Source organism: Pseudomonas syringae group sp. 243L2 (genome assembly GCF_032587875.1).
Taxonomy (GTDB): domain Bacteria; phylum Pseudomonadota; class Gammaproteobacteria; order Pseudomonadales; family Pseudomonadaceae; genus Aquipseudomonas; species Aquipseudomonas amygdali.
Genome location: NZ_JAWHPL010000015.1, coordinates 83,943 through 101,959, shown reverse-complemented (window position 1 = coordinate 101,959; position 18,017 = coordinate 83,943). Strand labels below are relative to the sequence as shown.

Below are 18,017 nucleotides of genomic sequence, written 5' to 3'. Positions count from 1 at the left end.
ACCGCCAGATCATTTACCGGCCGCTGCACAGTGCCATTCTCCCTTACGATCATCCACCGGATGGCTTCATCAAATGGACTTCAGAAAAGACATCAATGGGCTGCGCGCCATCGCGGTGGCTGCGGTGCTGCTCTTTCACTTTCAGCCCGCCTGGCTGCCTGGCGGTTTCGCTGGGGTGGACGTGTTTTTCGTGATCTCGGGGTATCTGATTACCGGGATCATCCTGCGCGGCTTGAGGAGCGGCAAATTCAGGCTGACAACGTTCTACACGTCGCGGGCCAGACGCGTCGTCCCGGCCCTCGCGGTGCTGTGTCTTGCCTTGCTGCTGCTGGGCTGGTTCTCTTTGCTGCCGCTGGACTACAGCGCGTTGGGCACTCATGTGGCCAGCAGCCTGGGATTCGTTTCCAACGTTGTCTACTGGCGCGAGGCCGGTTATTTCACCGCCAGTGCTCATGAGAAATGGCTGCTGCACACCTGGTCGCTGTCGGTGGAGTGGCAGTTTTACCTGCTGTACCCGATTGCACTGTTGCTCCTCAGTCGCTTTGTCGCGTTGCACAACCTGCGCTGGTGGGTGCTGGGCGCAAGTCTGGCAGGCTTTGTGGTGTGTGTGTTTGCCTCGTCCCGATGGCCGGAAGCTGCGTTTTACCTGCTGCCGACCCGTGCCTGGGAGTTGCTCGCGGGTGGCGTGGCCTGTCTGTTCCCGCTGCAACTCAGGCCCCTACAGCAGCGAGTTCTGGAACAGGTCGGACTGGCGCTGATCGTTGCCGGTTTCTGTCTGCTGTCCGTACAGGACACGTGGCCAGGGTATCTGGTGCTGATGCCGGTGCTGGGGACTTTCGCGGTGATCGCGGCGGCCCGCAATGATTCGCTGCTGACCTGCAACCCGCTGTTTCAATGGGCAGGCAAACTGTCGTACTCGTTGTACCTATGGCACTGGCCGGTGGTGGTGTGGATGAATTACACCGGTTTGCTGGGCGACACCCGCACGGTGCTATTGGGCATCGGTGTGGCCCTGACACTGGGGCTGATCTCATGGCGGTTGATCGAGCGGCCCGCCAGCCCACATCAACCTGACCAGCGCCGGAAATTTGCCATGCCTGGCGCGCTGGTCGTTCTGGTCTTCGTGGCGGGGGCGCTGGTGGGTGCGACGCGAGGCGCGGTATCGCCACTTCGCCCGATCAGTGTTTCGGACAAGGCGCATTTCATCCAGGAATACGTTGATCGACAGCACAACCTGTACGAGCCCTACTGGCTGAAATGTGACGCCTTTTCCGCCCTGACCCAGCGTGGCCAGTCGGGCATCGACGAGACCTGCACGCGCAAACAGGGGCCGGGCGGAGTGTTCTTGTGGGGCGATTCTCACGCCCAGGCGTTGTCACTCGGGCTGCGTACCTTGCTGACACGCACGACCCCCTTCTATCAGGTGGCCTCGGCCAGTTGCGTTCCCGACCTGAATGACCACGAGAGACGCGCGTCAGCGACCAGCAAGGCCTGCGACTACTCCAACAGGACTGCCCTGCAAAGCATCGAGAGGCTGCGTCCGGACATCGTGGTCATCGCGCAGAAGGATGGCCACGACAAGACCGACTGGAAGCAGATTGCGGCCCGCCTCAAGGGCTTTGGCGTGAAACATATCGTGCTGATCGGTCCGATGCCGTCGTGGAGCCCATCGCTGCCCAGTATCATCGTCAACCGTCATTGGGGGCTGAGCGAGTCGTACATCCGCGATCCGGCGCTGGATAAAAGCGTCATGCGGGTGGATCAGGCAACCCGCGCGCTGGCTGTATCGGCAGGCATTCAGTTTGTGTCGCTGATCGACAAGCTGTGCATCGCCGATGCCTGCCGGGTACGCCTGGAAAACAGCCGCTCATTGCTGCAGATCGACTCGGGACACTTGAGCGCAGAGGGTTCGTTGTACGTGGTACGCAACTACGTATTGCCACAACTGGTGAATGAGTCGAGCACGCAGCGCGGCGCAGAGTTGTGACGCGGAGCCTCACGCAAGGCGGTCACACGCTAGAGCGCAAGGAACGACAGGTGTGCGGGCGTGGATTAATCAACGGAGCTCTTTGAGCCGCTCGGCAAACTTGACCAGGTCAGCCAGCGAGTCGGCTTCCATCTTGCGCATGACCGAGCCACGCCGGACCTTGACGGTGATTTCACTCACGTTCAGGCGGGCTGCGATCTGTTTGTTGAGCAAGCCACTGACGACCAGTTCCATCACCTGCTGTTCGCCATGATTCAGGCTGGCGTGACGGCGCTGCAACTCGGCTTCCACGGCGGAGTTGCGGCGACGGCTGCGGTCTCGCTCAAGCCCTTGCTGGAGCGCATCCAGCAAGTCCTGGTCACGGAAGGGTTTGGTCAGAAACTCCACCGCACCGGCCTTCATCGCCCGCACGGACATGGGAATATCGCCATGCCCGGTGATGAAAATGACCGGCAGAAAAATCCCCGACCTGGCCATGTGCTCCTGAAAATCCAGGCCACTCATGCCGGGCATGCGAATGTCCAGAATCAGGCAGCCCGGCGCATCAGGACGAGGGGTGTCCATGAACTCGCGGGTCGAGCCGAACAACATGCTGCGCAAGCCGACTGACGCCAGCAGGTCTTCCAGCGAAGAACGCACCGAGAGGTCGTCATCGATGACAAAGATGACCGGCTCTTCGGCCTGCGGTGCAGTAGCGGCTGTGTTCATCAGGTTTCCATTTTTCCAGTGGGCAGCGTGAAATGAAACGTGGCCCCGATTGAGGGGTTGGGCGTCACCCAGATTCGCCCGCCATGGGCTTCGATGATAGACCGACTGATCGCCAGTCCAATCCCCATGCCTTCCTCTTTGGTGGTGTAGAAAGCGTCGAAAAGCCGGTCGGCTGCTTCCGGCTGAATCCCTACACCGCTGTCGCTGACAGTGAACTCGATTTCCCCGCCTCCGTGCCACTCGGCCCGCACGTCCAGTTGCGCCTGTTCCGGTTCGACTTTCCTCATCGCGTCCATGCCGTTGAGCATCAGGTTCAGCAGCACTTGCTGGATCTGCACCCGGTCAGCCAGCAGCGGTGGCATTCCCTCCGGCACGTCAACCGACAGTGTGACGCCCTGCCCGTCTATCTCGCTGTGCGCCAGCGCGACAATCTCGGCCACCGTGTCCGCCACACTGATCCACTCTTTGTGCGTCGACGAGCGCTTCGCCAGGGCGCGCACGCGCACAATGATATCTCCGGCGCGATTGGCATCACCGATCATGCGCTCGACTGCCTGACGGGCCTTTTCCAGATTGACCGGCTCGGTGGCCAGCCAGCGCTGACAGGCGTTACCGCTGATGACAATCGCCGACAGCGGCTGATTCACCTCATGGGCAATGGACGCAGCAAGCTCACCCAGCTGATTGACCCGAGCGATGTGCGCCAGCTGCGAGCGCGCTTCATGAACCGTGCGGATGGCCCGCGCCATACGCAGCGCCAGCCAGGTGGTCATGGCGATGGCGGCCAGGCTGATGACGCAGTTGATCAACCCGGACGCCTCGCTGCCTCTGGAGGTGGTCATTTCGTAACTGACCACCGTCAGCAGCATGCACACCGCCGCCATGACAATAACGCCCCTGACCGGCAAAAGCCTGACCGCCAGCAACACCACCGCGATCTGGAACACCCCTACGGCGATCTCCAGATCGGTCAGGGTATCGGCAATCGCGATGACCAGCGCCAGCGCCAGCAAAGCGACCCACCTGACGACCATCGCGGCTCTGCTACAGGATTCTGGCTCGTGCATCTGCACCATCTCGCTCTTCAAAAGGCCTGCCGAGTATGTCGTACAAACCTCAGGACGGGTTATCCAGACTGAACTGATCGGCCAGCTCATCATAAGCGAACAGCTCGGCGTAACGCCCCCATTGCGTAACGACATTCAGGGTCTGCATGGCATCGCTTTCCGACATGAAGTCTTCCAGTTGATCGCGAAAACGCCGCGCCGGTGCCGTGTGCGTGGGGCGATCATCCAGCACCCGCCGAATGTGCGCGACCAGCGGCACGAAGCTCAGCAGGTGCTGTGCAAACAGTTGCTTGCGTTCGTCCACATCCGCCAACGCGTAGCGATTAGCGGCAGGCAGCAGGCGAATATCACCGCCCTTGAGCTCTGCAAAACGCAGCAGTTGCAGGACCTCGGCAATCGGGAACAGCTCATCGGCGTTGTAGTGCAGCGCGCTGGCCAGTTCCGGCAGGTCCGCTTTGAGGCTGTAGGGCGGCGCATGAATGGCTTCGATCAGCCCTGCCAGCGCATTGGTGGACACCTGCGGCAAGACCATGCCCAGCCCGGTGCCTGGAAATACGCCCTGACGTATTTCGCCTGCATCGTTGTCCTGGGTCATCAGCACGTAGATCTCCTCCACCAGCGCCCGGAAGATTGGGTCCTGACGGTTGCGCGGCTGAGGCAGATCGACCTTGATCTCGCTGATCACCCGACCCGGATTGGAGGAGAACAGCAGAATGCGATCGCACATCAGCACGGCTTCGGCAATATTGTGCGTCACCATCAGGATCGACTTGATGGGCATGCGCCCTTCGCTCCACATATCCAGCAAGTCGGTGCGCAGGGTTTCGGCCGTCAGCACATCGAGCGCGGAAAACGGCTCGTCCATCAGCAGTACATCAGGGTCGATGACCAGCGCACGTGCCATGCCCACGCGCTGGCGCATGCCGCCTGAAAGCTCTTTGGGGTAAGCACTCTCAAAGCCGTCCAGACCGATCAGGTCGATGGCCGCCAACGCGCGCTTGCGACGCACGGCGGGTGGCACACGTTGCGCTTCAAGCCCGACTTCGACGTTTTCCAGCACGGTCAGCCACGGGAACAGGGCAAAGCTCTGAAAAACCATGCCTACCGACATCGCCCGCCCCTGCACGCGGCGAGGAAAATTCACTTCGCCTTCCGTGGGCACCACCAACCCCGCGATGGAGCGCAGCAGGGTGGACTTGCCCGAGCCGGAGCGACCCAGCAAGCCCACAATTTCGTTCTCATTGAGCGTCAGTGTCACGTCATCCAGCACCAGGCGCTCTTTGCTGCCTTTGCCGTACACATGTCGGACTTTCTGAACATCTACCAGGCAACGCGTTTCGACAGCCATCATGATGGCGCCCTCCTCACTCAAAATCACACAAGACTCAGACGCCGCTCGGCAAACCCGTACAGCGGACGCCACAGCAACCGGTTGAACGCGATGACGAAGATCGACATGACAACAATGCCCAACGCAACGCGTGGAAAGTCTCCCGCCTGAGTCGCGTTGGCGATGTAAGAACCCAGCCCTGCGGCCTCCAGATGCTGATCACCCCAGGACACCGCTTCAGCGACGATACTGGCGTTCCACGACCCACCCGATGCGGTCAGCGCCCCGGTGACGTAGTAGGGGAACACCCCCGGCAAGGCCACACGCCGCCACCACTGCCAGCCGCGCATGTTGAATATCGTGGCCGCTTCGCGCAGGTCAGTCGGCAAGGCGCTGGCCCCTGCGATCACGTTGAACAGGATGTACCACTGGGTGCCGAGCACCATCAGCGGCGAAAGCCAGATGTCCGGGTTCAGGTGCAGGCCGACAATCGCAATCACTGCAAAAGGAAACAGTACGTTGGCTGGAAAGGCCGCCATGAACTGCGCTATCGGCTGCAAGCGTTCAGCCCACACGGGGCGCAAGCCGATCCATACACCGACAGGCACCCAGATCAGGCTGGCGATGACGATCAGGACAATCACCCGCACCATTGTTGCCAGCCCCAATCCCAACGCGGTGACCAGGTCGCTCATGCCCAGCGATGTCTCGATGAACCTGAACAGGTAAACACTGCCAGTCAGGCAAGCAGCCATCACCAGGGCCAGCCATAGATAGTCGAGCAGCCGGGCAACGCCAGGCGTGAGCTTTACGTTCCACAGCCGGGATACCACGCGCCAATCGATCAGCATCAGGCATTTGCACGGCGCAGCGAGGATCGAGCCCAGCATCGGTGCCACCCGCGAGCGACCCAGCAGGCTGTACATCCAGGAGCGCGGACGCTTTGACGACGCGGTTTGCTCGAAGCGAAACTTGTCCGCCCATGCCACGATCGGCCTGAACAACAATTGGTCATAGGCCAGGATCACCAGCGCCATTGCGCCCACCGCCCAGGCAATCGCAGCAAGGTTTTTCTGCTCGATGGCCAGCGCCAGCCACGAGCCTATACCAGGCAGATTGACCGTGGTGTCGCCGACCGAAATGGCTTCGCAAGCGACCACAAAAAACCAGCCGCCGGACATCGACATCATCATGTTCCACACCAGGCCCGGTACGGCGAACGGCAGCTCCAGACGGGTAAAACGCAGCAGTGGAGACAGTCCGAACTGCCGGGTGACTTCATTCAGGTCGCTCGGCACGGTACGCAGTGACTGATAGAAACTGAATGCGAGATTCCATGCCTGGCTGGTGAAAATGGCAAAAATCGCTGCGCATTCGACCCCCATTTGCCGACCGGGGAACAGCCCCATGAAAAAGGTCACTGTGAACGTCAGAAACCCCAGTACCGGAACCGATTGAAGGATATCCAGCGCCGGGATAATCACCTGCTCGGCCTTACGGCTTTTGGCCGCCAGCGTGGCCACGACAAACGTGAAAACCAGCGAAGCCGCCAGCGCGATGAACATGCGCAGCGTGGTGCGCAATGCATATTCGGGCAGGCGCGCAGGGTCGAGGCTCATCGGGCTTGAGTTCAGCGCGGCAAGTGGCTGCATCATCTGGCCCACGCCATACAGCACCAGCGCAATAAACACGGCAATAACGACCAGACAAATACCATCGGCCCAATAAGGAGTGCGCGCACCGGGTTTTACAAAACGGGGCGTGCGCAGGCTTTTACCGAATTCAAATATCGAATGCATTGTTCACCTCGAATCGGCTGTGCAGGCGCGTACCCGCCAGTGTGATAAACAAACAGGCGGTCGGCGATAACAGAAAAAGGCCGTGAGTTAATAGTTGCCGGACAGTGAGTAAAGCTTATCGAGTTTTGAACAACTGTTAAAACCTGCAAAAGTAGGTCATGTTTATCTGTGAGTATGAGTTATATATACCAACGTATATTTGCAGGACTAACGGGTATGCCGTTCTGAATGTTCTGCGCCCGATCGTGAACAGTCGGCGCGGCGCAGATTTGTGACGCAGAGCGTCACCCAAGGCATTCCTACGCTGGAGCGTGAGGAACGATAATCTCAGCTATCGTGCGACGCTCTGCGTCGCATGCCGTTCTGGACGCTCTGCGTCCTCTTTATGACTTCTTAGCTGGAGCGCAGGGAACGAGAGGTGTCCGAAAGAACACCTCACGCGCCCCGCTCCGCACGGGCACAACAGTGCGCTGATTCAGACGCGGAAGTGGCTGACCATCGTTTGCAACTGGCCTCCCAGACGCGCCAGTTCGACGCTGGAGGCTGCGGTTTCTTCGCTGGCTTCGGCGGTCTGTTCGGACACGTCGCGAACGTTGACGATGCTGCGGCTGATCTCGTCGGCCACCGAGCTTTGTTGCTCGGCGGCGGCTGCGATCTGCTGGTTCATCGCCTGAATATTCGACACGGTCCGGGTGATGCTTTCCAGTGACGTACCGGCCCTGCGCGTCAACTCGACACTGCTGTCAGTCAGTGTGCGGCTGCCAAGCATGATGCCCGACACCTGACGCGTGCCATTCTGCAATGCAGCCACCAGGCCCTCGATCTCCTCGGTGGACTGCTGGGTCCGTTGCGCCAGGCCGCGGACCTCGTCGGCCACCACGGCAAAACCGCGACCGGCTTCCCCGGCACGCGCGGCCTCAATGGCTGCGTTGAGTGCCAACAGGTTGGTCTGCTCGGCAACCGCCTTGATTACATCCATAACCTTGCCGATCTTGTCGCTTTCCTGCTCCAGCACGTTCATTGCATCGGATGAGCGAACCACCTCGGCGGCCAGTCGCTCGATCTGCTGGATGGCTTCGCCGACGACCTTGTCACCCTCACGGGCCTGCTTGTCGGCATCGGAGGCAGCAACGGACGCCTGCTCGGCATTGCGTGCCACTTCGTGCACGGTGGCCGACATTTCATGCATGGCGGTCGCCACCTGATCGGTCTCGACCTTCTGGCTGTTGACCCCGGCGCTGGTCTGCTCGGTAACCGCCGACAGCTCTTCGGCAGCGCTGGCAATCTGCGTGACGCCGTCACGAATACCGGAAATCAGCTCGCGCAGGGTGGTGCCCATGCGCTGGATGCCCTGCTGCAACACACCCAGTTCGTCACGTCGGGTGACGGCTTCGGTATGAGTCAGGTCGCCAGCAGCGATGCGCTCGACAATCGCCAGCGTGTCGCGCAGCGGCCGGGTGATCTGCCGGGTAATGACGATGGCCGCAAGAATGCCCAGCAACATGACCAACAGCACGCAACCGATCTGCAGATTACGCGCCTGAGCGGTGTCATCCTTGCCCATCTGCATCTGAATGCCATACAGCTCTTCGCCCAGTTTGACGATGGCAGCCCCTTGGGAAGTCAGGTCCTTACGCACGCTCGCAGCAGTCTGAGTGGTGGCCTTGAAAGCCTCGACCGAGCTGCGGTAGCTACGAAGAGCGCTTTCAAACTGGGCAATCTGTTCGCGGTTGGCAGCGCCAAAAGTGGTTTTGAGCCTGTCCAGATGACTGATCGCCGTATCCAGTTGCTGAAAAGCTGCTGTCTCGGTCTTGTCATTGGGGTTGCTGGTATAACCACGTACTTCATAGCGAACCAGAATCAGGTCTTGCCTGGCGGCAGTCGCCAGTTGGGCCTGATCAAAACGCGCCGGGTCCGCAGGATCGATCTGCGTGACGGCATCGTTCAACGAGTCGACAGCCCGCATGGCAACCATGGCATTGGCGGTCATCTCGTTACGCACTTTGGCGCCAGCCTGAAACGCAGCGCGCATGCTGTTCAACGAGGCTTCATAGTCACGGGTGACATCGGCCAGTTCGCGCAGAGGCTTGAGGTTGAGCGGGTTGTTGAAGCTGATGAGCAGTGATTGCTGCTGCGCCTTGAAGACATCCAGCTTGCTCTGCATGTTTTGTGCGGCGGTTTCATCGCCGTCAGTCAGCATATATTGCAGGCGCGCGACCCGCAGATTGGTCAAGTTGTCACTCAACTCAGTGATGTCGCCGATTCTGTCGGTGCGATTGATGAGTTTATCGAGGCTGGTCCAGCCGACCAAGGCGAGAATGGCAGTGAAAAAAAGAACCGTCCCAAAGCCCAATGCCAACTTCATGTTGACGCTGATATTCGCAAAGCTGCTGTTCATAAAATCTCCTGAAAATGCTTTTTGTGCGCGACGAAAGAGCTGAAGATTTGTTTTTATGGACAGCAAACCCGCGCGCCAGAGCTATCGGCTGCAGAAGAGCAAAACTTGATCAAAAAAAGGCAATCAGCGTTCGAACGCCGATTCGAGAGGAGAATCGGGGGGCTGCAAGCCCCCGATCCGGTCAGGCAGTCAGCTTGAAACGCGCCACGACATTGCGCATGTCGGTGGCAACTCGCGCCAGTTCTTCGGCAGTGACCGCATTGTTGTCGATACCCAGCATCAAGGTCCCGGAGCTGTTGCGGATCTCCATGACATTACGGTTGATGTCTTCGGAAACCGCATGCTGCTGCACCGCGGCGCTGGCGATCTGAGTGTTCATCTCGACGATACGCTCGACGCCCTGGCTGATGCTCGACAGGCTGCCAGAAGCATCGCTGGCGGCACTGATGCACGCTTGAGCCTTTTGCTGGCCGGCCTGCATCTGCTGCACGGCAACCTCGGTGGCACTTTGCAGTTGCTGGATGATGTTGCGGATTTCTTCGGTCGACGCCTGAGTGCGCGAAGCCAGTGTGCGGACTTCATCAGCCACCACAGCAAACCCACGGCCTTGCTCGCCAGCCCGGGCCGCTTCGATGGCAGCATTCAGGGCCAGCAAGTTGGTCTGATCGGCAATCGTACTGATGACCTGAATAACCCCACCAATCGACTGACTGTGCAGGGCCAGCGCCTGGACTTTCTGGGCGCTGACTTCCACTTCTTCAGCCAGAGCCTGAATGGTCGAGTGGGCCTGATGCATGATGCGCAGCCCGTTACGCGAGGCAGTGTTCGCTTCATCAGCAGCCAGCGCAGCACCTTCGGTGTTCTGCGCTACGTCGGCCACGCTTGTGGTCATTTCGTTGATGGCCGTCGCCACTTGCTCGGTTTCAGCCTGTTGCGCGTTCATCGACTGCTTGGCCAGACCGATGGAGGTGCCCAGGCGGGCAGCTACATCAGACAGCTCGTATGACGTGCGGTCCATGTGCGAAATGGAGCTGGCGAATGCTTCGGCCATCAGGTTCAGACCGTTGGCGATGTCAGCCACTTCGTCCTTGCTGCTCACCTGTACACGGGCGCTCAGATCACCGTCGGCCAGGCGACGGGTGACGCCCAGCAGACCATCAATGGTCAGGCGCAGGGCACGGTAGATGCTGAAGAACGCATAGAGCAACAGCAAGCCCATGATTACGCACATGGCAATCACGACTTCGCGTTGCAGCAAGAGCGCGTCGTAACGCGTATCCAGTTCACCTTGAAGCGCACTCTGGATTTCGTCCTGGGCCTTATAAAGCCCGGCTACCACGGCGTTACCGCGCGCGCTCAGCGCCTGCCCCTGCTGCACCGAGAACTCTGTACCTTTAACGTAGGCGTGCAGGTCGTTGCGAAAGCTGTCCATCGTCGAGGTGGCCGAAGCGATAGGGTCGCCAATGCGGGCAGCAAGCTCTGGAGCACGACGCTTGAGCAGTCGAATGCTTTGCTCCAGCTCCGCGCGAAATTGCAGTTCGATCTTCAACAGGCTTTCAAGCGAGCCGCGCATCGGTACGCTTAGCCCCTGACCGGTACTCAAACCGGCTGTGATACCCCGGATCTGACCAGCCACGTTGATTTCTCTGGGCATACGAATGGTGCTCAGGTCGATCAGAAACAGCGACGCATAATCTTCGTCGAGCACCATGCCCGAGGTAGCCGAGACGTAATAGATAAAGTTGAGTGTTTGGGCCAGTTGCTCATTCCACTGTGCAAACGCCTCGTCTTGCGAAAGACCAGGCTTGAGACTTTCCATCAGGGAGCGCGCACCTTCGCGAAGACGCTGCACGCGACTCTCGGTCTCCAGCAGACGTCCTTGACGGGCATCCATGTCGGCGAGGTTACCAAGCGCTGTTTCAAGCTGGGTGCGGTTGCTGGCCAGATCCTGGGCAGCGGAGGCATCGCCGGCGAGCAAACGGTTGGTTGCTGCACGCTGCAGCATGGAGAGTCGCAGAACGGGTGTCATGACATGCAGGTATTCGCGACCGATACGTTCCTGGGCAACGGTGTCGATGCTCGCATTCAGACTGTTGAAAACCCGAAGACCAAGAACGATCAGCGGGATGACAATGATGATGGCTAAAACGGCAAACTTGGCAGGGAACCGCAGGCGATTGGTAAGGTAAATACCAGGCGAAAGGATGTTCATAGTGGTCTCTATTTTAATTAGGGTGCCCGATCCGGCTGAAAAAGCTCCTTTATTTCTTTGCATCACGGCAGGTGCAAGGTCAGTGGTACCACCTCGAAGGGAATCATCCATTCAGATAGAGGCATAGTGACATCACTTCAGAGCTGTGCCCTATCAGGGAAGTTCAATGAGGCCATAATCTGATACCGGGCTATCGGCAGGGCCACGTAGAACGTGAGGTTGCGGGGATTTGCGGCGGGGAGCGGAAGCGGGGTGTGAGGTGCGGAGCTTGCGATGAACGCTGATCCAAATGAGGTGAATTCAGCTCAGTATGGCGGGAAACGGGTGTCCATCCGGCAGATCTGCCGACCACAGATTTTTCAGCGCGTACACCGTCGTGCGGCATCGTGACGCACGACGGTGAGCTTCATAGCGTTTTGAACGAGGACCTTTCAAGCCCTCGTCCACTCCACGTTCGACAACCCGAGCTTTTCAGCTTGAGGCTTGCTCAGCTTTGGTACCGGGTCGGAACGGTACTTGGGGATCGCACCGAATCCTGCATCCACCGACGCCCAGTGCCAGGCTTCTTTATTGTCCATGACAACCGCTCTTATATAGAACGTCTTGTAACTGCCATGCAGCAGGTAATCGATACGGTAGTGTTTTTCATCAGCCATTGTGGTGCTCCTGCTTTGTCGACTCGCAAAACAGATCGCAGGGTTTTCGAAAAATTCAAAATATTAATGCCATAATGTAAGCGATATCATATAGCCACCCTCACTCATGCCGATAGGGATGGCCGCAAGGCTATGACAACTAATAGACTTTGTTTATAACCCGTCTTTTTTGAATTTTTCGCCAACACAGACGGCTTACGCTCTGAGCATTGCCTGCGGGGCCTCTGAACTAAGAGTGTGTTGTTTTTCAAACATTCAGCGAATAAGAAAATTCTATTGAACCCGGATTTTCAGGCCGTTCATCCCGTTCACTAAATTTATACGCAACGTCTACATCCCCGCTTTCTCATATCCAGTGACTGCGTTGAATAAAACCCATCCAGGTGGGTTGACGCTTCCCAAAAGATCACGCCTGAGGATACGACATGTTTATTCATAACAAGCGGCTTCAATATACCGTGCGGGTAGCTAGACCAAACCCTGGACTGGCCAATCTTCTGCTGGAACAGTTCGGCGGTGCCCAAGGCGAGCTGGCAGCAGCCGGACGTTATTTCACTCAAGGGTTGAGCGAGGAGGATCCAGGCCGTAAAGACCTGCTGATGGACATCGCCACCGAAGAGTTGAGCCACCTGGAAATAGTCGGCTCGATTATTGTCATGCTCAACAAAGGCGCCAAAGGTCAATTGGCTGAAGGCATCGAAGAAGAAGGCGAGCTTTACCGCTCCATCAACGGCAATGGCAACGACTCCCATATCACCAGCCTGCTGTACGGGGCCGGTGCGCCGTTGACCAACTCTGCCGGTGTGCCTTTTACGGCGGCCTACATCGATACCATTGGCGAGCCAACGGCTGACTTCCGCTCCAACATCGCTGCGGAATCCAGAGCGAAGATTGTTTACGAGCGTTTGATGAACGTGACAGATGACCCGGGCGTGAAAGAGGCACTGGGCTTTCTGATGACACGTGAAATCGCTCACCAGTTGTCTTTCGAAAAAGCCCTGCACGCCATCCAGCCCAACTTCCCGCAGGGCAAGCTGCCAGGCATGCCGGAATTCACCAACAAGTACTTCAACATGTCCGGTGAACCCAATGTACGCGGTCCGTGGAACCAGGGCGGTGTCTGGGAGTATGTGGAATCGCCACAACCGGCTGTCGATGGCGGCGATGGCACTGCTTCCGTCACGCTGGATGCCAAGGATGCAGAAGTGCTGGAAATGATGAAGGAGCGGACCCAGTCAGATCCGACTGCCAACCCTATTACCGGTGCGGATCTGGGTTCTGGTTTTGTACAGGGCAAAAATGTTTGAAACGGGTTTAAGCCTGTCTTGTTCAGGAGAACGGAATCATGAAAAAACTTCGCTCCCGTAAATCTCTCCCGTCTCAGGGCGAGTTGGATACTGCGTTGACCGACGTGGTGTTTGTAAAAGGGCTTCGTGCTTTCGAGGCTCAGGCGCTGCTCGCACGTCGGGGTCTTCAGGTGGTGATGGCTATGAAGGTCTTCGGAGTTGGAACCTTGCTTGATAACAACCTGCCAGAACGCTGATCACATTCGGTCATCAATGGCACACGTTCTATAAGGCGAGTCCCCGGGCAGGCTGGACACCAGCCTTGCCTGTGGATAAGTCACTCGGTTACTGAAAAGGGTATAACCATGACTCGTATGACCATAGAAAATTTGTTCATTCACGAACGCTCAGATGTTTGCAGCGCCGAAAGTCATATCATTCAGTGACGTCTCAATAGCCGCATGACGTTACCTCTCGCCAGGAAGATGTCATCATGCGCAATATCCCATCACGTTTTACAGTTACATCACTTTTTGGCAGCGTCGTCGCCATGCGCAGCAGAAAGTTTTTTCGCATGTTCAAGATGCTGCTCAAGTATTGGTAACGTGGCTTTGGCAAACGCCTTGAGCTCGGGGTCATCACCGTTCTCGGCCTCTTCCTTGTACAGTTTGGTCGCCTGCTCATGCGCAATGACCTGAGTATTGGCATACGCTTGATCAAACGACTTCTTGTGCATTTCCAGAATGGCGGCCTCGGCTTTGTCCATCAGTATGGGGTCCTCGGACAGTTCAAGGTTCTTGCCTTTGGCAATCGCTGCCAGCTTATCGTTAGCAGCCGTGTGGTCTGTGACCATTTGCTGAGCAAACTTCTTCACGTCGGCAGACACACCCTTCTCATCCTGTACAAGCTTGCCGACCAGAACTTCTGCGATCCCTGCTGCAGAAGCATCTTTTACAAAGTCATCAGCGTCCTGCGCAGCGGTAGCCACTTGAGAGCCTAGCGAAAGCACGATGGCAATGGCGCTCATGCGAAAATAATTGTTCATTTTCGATCATCCTTGTGTGGGCTGAATACATCATCGTTATCGACGATATAGACGTTTTGACCCACGCCCAAAACCTGTGTTCAGCCTGTCCGACCGCTTGCAGCAAAAGGCCGATGTCGATGATCCTGAACCCAGCAGGTGAGCCAGCCAGCTTATGTATTCAGACTGAGCAGTCGTAAAACTCGCTCAAGACAGTCATCCATTGATAATTGACTGGTATCAAGACAAAGGGCGGCGCCAGCAGGCGGTTCGTAAGGGGCGCTGATGCCGGTAAAGTCTTTCAACTCGCCTGCCAACGCCCGGCGATAAAGCCCTTTAGGGTCACGCTGAATGCAGGTTTCAAGCGGTGTGCTGATAAACACTTCGATGAAGCGTTCGTGGCCAATGATCGAGCGAGCGGCTTCCCGGTCGGCCTCATAGGGCGAAATGAACGACGAGATAACGATCAGGCCTGCGTCATTCATCAACCGGGCGACTTCAGCGATGCGCCTGATGTTCTCCGAACGGTCTGCCGCAGCAAACCCCAGATCCCGGCACAAACCCTGACGTATATTGTCGCCATCCAGGGTATACGCAAGCCTGCCAAGGTCCATCAACGCTCGCTCCAGTGCAAACGCTATGGTGGATTTTCCGGAGCCGCTGAATCCGGTCAGCCAGACTGTTTTCGGCGTTTGCTTCAAATGCTGCTCACGGTCTGTCGAGGACACTTGGCTGGTTTGCCAGACAAGGTTCTGTACGCCATGTGAGTTGTCCATGATCGCCTGTTCCTGATGTGCACACAGAACGAGAATACATTTTTTCCGCGAGGCATTCGTGCTCATGGAATAACCACATCTGCCACCTATCGGCCCTCGGCAAAATACGCTGAATTTCCCCGTATCACGATACTCACTTATCTACGCTGCATAGAAAACAGAAAGTCTCGCGTGACCGCGTCAATCGTGATTTTCAACTGCCGAGGTACGATTTTCATGACGTCTCTTCAAGTGATGACTGGCAATGCCGTCGTCAAAACCGTCGTTGAAGAAGCCTGTTCAAAAACCGTCTATCAATCATGGATGAGTGAACGTGCTCCAGAATATCAACACGATGCGGTCATGTTTCTGAATCACTGCCTGGCCCAGGCCGAGCGGGAAAACTGCGACCTTCCGGCTCAGCCTGAAGCGCTGGAACACTGGATGGAGCAGAACGTAGGGGGCGTAGCCGATCACTATGCGCTCTACCTTGAACAACGTCGCGCCGGGCAGCCCAGGCGATTTTTCAAGACCAAGGCTCACGCGATGTATTTCATTCAGCAGGTCGCGCCGACCAAGCTGGTTGACGGCGCATGGCTGTATGGCTTGCTGCCGCATTGGGCAGACTACCGTTTTCACGGTCTGATTCGTACTTACCTGGAAGAACTGGGCGACGGCGAACAGGCGCAGAATCATGTCTCCCTTTATCGCAAGTTGCTGGCCGACCTGGACTGCGACACCAGCGCCCCACTGGCAGATGACGCCTATCTGCAAGGCGCCATTCAGCTGTCATTGGGGCAACTGAGCGAGCAGTACCTTCCCGAGGTGATTGGTTACAACCTGGGCTATGAACAGCTGCCGCTGCATTTGCTCATCACATCGTTCGAACTGAATGAACTGGGCATCGACCCTTATTACTTCACGCTGCATGTGACGATCGATAACGCCAGCACCGGCCACGCACGCAAGGCTGCGCAGAGCGTTCTTGAGCTGTTGCCTGTGGGCCAGGAACGCGACGAATTTTATCGCCGTGTTGCCAATGGCTACAGGCTGAACGAGTTGGGCATGGGCTCTACCCAGGTCATCCAGTCGTTCGATCTGGAGCAGGAAGTGATCGCCATGCTGGAGCGCAAGCGGACCTTTGGTCAGCACATGCATTCCGACTATTGCCGTCTGGACGGCAAGACGGTCAACGAGTGGCTTGCCGAGCCCGACCAGATCCCGGAGTTTCTTGCCGTGCTGCAAAACAGGGGCTGGATCAAGCGTCACGAAGACCCTCTCAATAGCCGCTTCTGGAAATTGTTCGAAGGGGTCGGTGCACCGATGTTCGGCGTGTTCAATGGCTACGAAAAGCAATTGGTGCACGACTGGATCGCCGGCGAATGGCTGTCGGATGGCAGCGCTCAGCAGCCTGTCGGCAAGCGGCTGCCGGAAGCATTTCGATCCCGTTTCCGCAATCTGCAAGGCGGCGCTCAGCCATCGCCGGTTCTTGCCGTGCCTGCATCGGCGGATGCTGACCCGGATGTGCGCGAGCTGCACATGAAACTCGAGTCGGCAGCAGCGTCCGAGAAGATGTCCACGTTGATCGAAAGCATGTCCCCGGCAAGGCACGCGACAGCCGCCGGGCTGCATGCCACTCGCCTGTTTGTCAGCAGCATGGCCGAGCGAGTGACAGGAGCCCGCCCATGACTCAATCACTGCCCGACAGCGCCGCGCTGATTGCGCTCGCCCAGCGCCTCAAAACCAGTGGCTATCGTTTCATCACGCCCACGCCGTTGACTCATCAACACGTCAATCAACGCCCGGAAAACCGCATTGCCGCGTCACTGCGGGATGTCTTCGGCTGGAGCCGTACGATACCGGAATCCATGCTTCCGGTTGCAGAGGCTCAAGGGCTTTTGGAAGCCGGTATTCTTCAACGCAGCGAAGATGGCTTGAAGAGCCGGGTGAGATTTTCAAGCCTGAATGACTTGTTGCTGGTGCATTCCGCGTTTCCTACCGGCGATGAAGACTCGGTGTTTTTCGGTCCGGATACCTATCGCTTTGCGCACTCCATCAATCGTCATCTGCAAGGCACTTCACACTCGATCAGCCGTGCTGTCGACATCGGCTGTGGCACCGGCGCTGGTGCCCTGCTGATCGCAGTTGCGCGCCCGCAGGCGCAGGTCTACGCCGTCGACATAAACCCCAAGGCCCTGCATTTCGCTCAGACCAACGCCAGGGTGGCCGGGCTGGAAAACATGCAATGCTGCCACAGCGACATCCTCTCGGGTCTGACGGGCAACTTCGACCTCATCGTTGCCAACCCGCCGTATATGAAAGACGCCAAACGCCGCGCCTACCGCCACGGTGGTGACGCATTGGGCGCGGACCTGTCAGTGCGCATCCTGCGTGAATCACTGGATCGCCTTACCCCGGGCGGCTCGTTGGTGCTCTATACCGGCGTGGCCATGGTGGGCGAGCACGACCCGTTCTTCGAGGCCGTACGCGACGATATCGATCATGCGGCGCTGGCATGGACCTATCGCGAACTGGACCCGGATGTGTTTGGCGAAGAGTTGCTTGAAGAGGGTTACGAAGACGTGGACCGCATTGCAGCGGTGGAGCTGGTGGTGACAAGGCGGGCATAGAAATGCCCCGCAGGCCCACTTCGGTGTCCTTTAATAGTTCAGGCTTATAACGCACATAAGAACCGAGCATTGGTCAGCCCGTCGGCCTCCCGGTAAAACTTGCCACACGCCCTTGATCAACGAGAAGCCGTTGATCAGGGAAGACTTGTCGCAAAACGGAAGGGA

Annotated in this window: 14 protein-coding genes and 2 pseudogenes; 5 read left to right on the top strand and 11 right to left on the bottom strand. The window is 57.8% G+C overall.

Annotation, left to right across the window (positions count from 1 at the left end; all coding sequences use genetic code 11):
• Nucleotides 1-73: 73 nt before the first annotated feature.
• Nucleotides 74-1,987 (top strand): acyltransferase family protein, encoded by a 1,914-nt coding sequence (locus RYB66_RS08675; RefSeq protein WP_316894244.1) that lies wholly within the window; start codon nt 74-76, stop codon nt 1,985-1,987.
• 69 nt (nt 1,988-2,056) lie between these two features.
• On the opposite strand, the gene RYB66_RS08670 is transcribed toward RYB66_RS08675, so the two are convergent.
• The 9 genes and pseudogenes from RYB66_RS08670 to RYB66_RS08640 all read right to left on the bottom strand — a co-directional run bounded on the left by RYB66_RS08670 (nt 2,057) and on the right by RYB66_RS08640 (nt 12,157).
• Entirely contained in the window at nt 2,057-2,695 is a 639-nt protein-coding gene (locus tag RYB66_RS08670) for a response regulator transcription factor (protein ID WP_004660659.1), read from the bottom strand.
• Nucleotides 2,695-3,762: a sensor histidine kinase gene (locus tag RYB66_RS08665; RefSeq protein ID WP_057404192.1), complete on the bottom strand. Its 1,068-nt coding sequence runs from the start codon at nt 3,760-3,762 to the stop codon at nt 2,695-2,697. Before RYB66_RS08665 ends, RYB66_RS08670 begins: the two co-directional genes overlap by 1 nt.
• 49 nt (nt 3,763-3,811) lie before the next feature.
• Nucleotides 3,812-5,116, bottom strand: coding sequence for an AAA-associated domain-containing protein (locus tag RYB66_RS08660; protein WP_029241027.1), 1,305 nt, complete (start codon nt 5,114-5,116; stop codon nt 3,812-3,814).
• Between the two features lie 20 nt (nt 5,117-5,136).
• Nucleotides 5,137-6,891 (bottom strand): ABC transporter permease, encoded by a 1,755-nt coding sequence (locus tag RYB66_RS08655; RefSeq protein WP_011169923.1) that lies wholly within the window; start codon nt 6,889-6,891, stop codon nt 5,137-5,139.
• Nucleotides 6,892-7,366: 475 nt separating this feature from the next.
• Nucleotides 7,367-8,071: a methyl-accepting chemotaxis protein gene (locus tag RYB66_RS26570; RefSeq protein WP_370684024.1), complete on the bottom strand. Its 705-nt coding sequence runs from the start codon at nt 8,069-8,071 to the stop codon at nt 7,367-7,369.
• A 198-nt stretch (nt 8,072-8,269) separates the two neighbouring features.
• Nucleotides 8,270-9,256 (bottom strand): annotated as a pseudogene (locus RYB66_RS26565) (methyl-accepting chemotaxis protein); the annotation flags it as partial.
• Nucleotides 9,257-9,470: 214 nt separating this feature from the next.
• Complete coding sequence (locus tag RYB66_RS26560; RefSeq protein WP_394342716.1) at nt 9,471-10,181, bottom strand: methyl-accepting chemotaxis protein; 711 nt, start codon at nt 10,179-10,181, stop codon at nt 9,471-9,473.
• A gap of 159 nt (nt 10,182-10,340) precedes the next feature.
• Nucleotides 10,341-10,508: pseudogene (locus RYB66_RS26555) on the bottom strand (HAMP domain-containing protein); the annotation flags it as partial.
• Nucleotides 10,509-11,932: 1,424 nt separating this feature from the next.
• A complete protein-coding gene (locus tag RYB66_RS08640) occupies nt 11,933-12,157 on the bottom strand; it encodes a DUF6555 family protein (protein ID WP_002555969.1) in 225 nt (74 codons plus the stop codon).
• A 425-nt stretch (nt 12,158-12,582) separates the two neighbouring features.
• Here RYB66_RS08640 and RYB66_RS08635 point away from each other — a divergent pair, with 425 nt between their 5' ends.
• Together RYB66_RS08635 and RYB66_RS08630 are read left to right on the top strand one after the other, a co-directional pair.
• A complete protein-coding gene (locus RYB66_RS08635) occupies nt 12,583-13,464 on the top strand; it encodes a manganese catalase family protein (RefSeq protein WP_002555970.1) in 882 nt (293 codons plus the stop codon).
• Between the two features lie 38 nt (nt 13,465-13,502).
• Nucleotides 13,503-13,700 carry a hypothetical protein gene (locus RYB66_RS08630; RefSeq protein ID WP_005744917.1) on the top strand — a complete coding sequence of 66 codons (198 nt, stop codon included), beginning with the start codon at nt 13,503-13,505 and terminating at the stop codon, nt 13,698-13,700.
• A 269-nt stretch (nt 13,701-13,969) separates the two neighbouring features.
• On the opposite strand, the gene RYB66_RS08625 is transcribed toward RYB66_RS08630, so the two are convergent.
• Together RYB66_RS08625 and cysC are read right to left on the bottom strand one after the other, a co-directional pair.
• Nucleotides 13,970-14,488, bottom strand: a complete 519-nt coding sequence (locus RYB66_RS08625) for a DUF4142 domain-containing protein (protein WP_005781391.1) — start codon at nt 14,486-14,488, stop codon at nt 13,970-13,972.
• Between the two features lie 152 nt (nt 14,489-14,640).
• Nucleotides 14,641-15,243 (bottom strand): adenylyl-sulfate kinase, encoded by a 603-nt coding sequence (gene cysC, locus RYB66_RS08620; protein ID WP_004666622.1) that lies wholly within the window; start codon nt 15,241-15,243, stop codon nt 14,641-14,643.
• A gap of 216 nt (nt 15,244-15,459) precedes the next feature.
• Between cysC and RYB66_RS08615 the strand changes: the two genes are divergently transcribed.
• Both RYB66_RS08615 and RYB66_RS08610 read left to right on the top strand, forming a co-directional pair.
• Nucleotides 15,460-16,911, top strand: a complete 1,452-nt coding sequence (locus RYB66_RS08615) for an iron-containing redox enzyme family protein (RefSeq protein ID WP_029241028.1) — start codon at nt 15,460-15,462, stop codon at nt 16,909-16,911.
• Entirely contained in the window at nt 16,908-17,852 is a 945-nt protein-coding gene (locus RYB66_RS08610; RefSeq protein WP_016982187.1) for a methyltransferase, read from the top strand. The genes RYB66_RS08615 and RYB66_RS08610 overlap by 4 nt, the downstream gene beginning before the upstream one ends.
• The last annotated feature ends 165 nt before the right edge of the window (nt 17,853-18,017 follow it).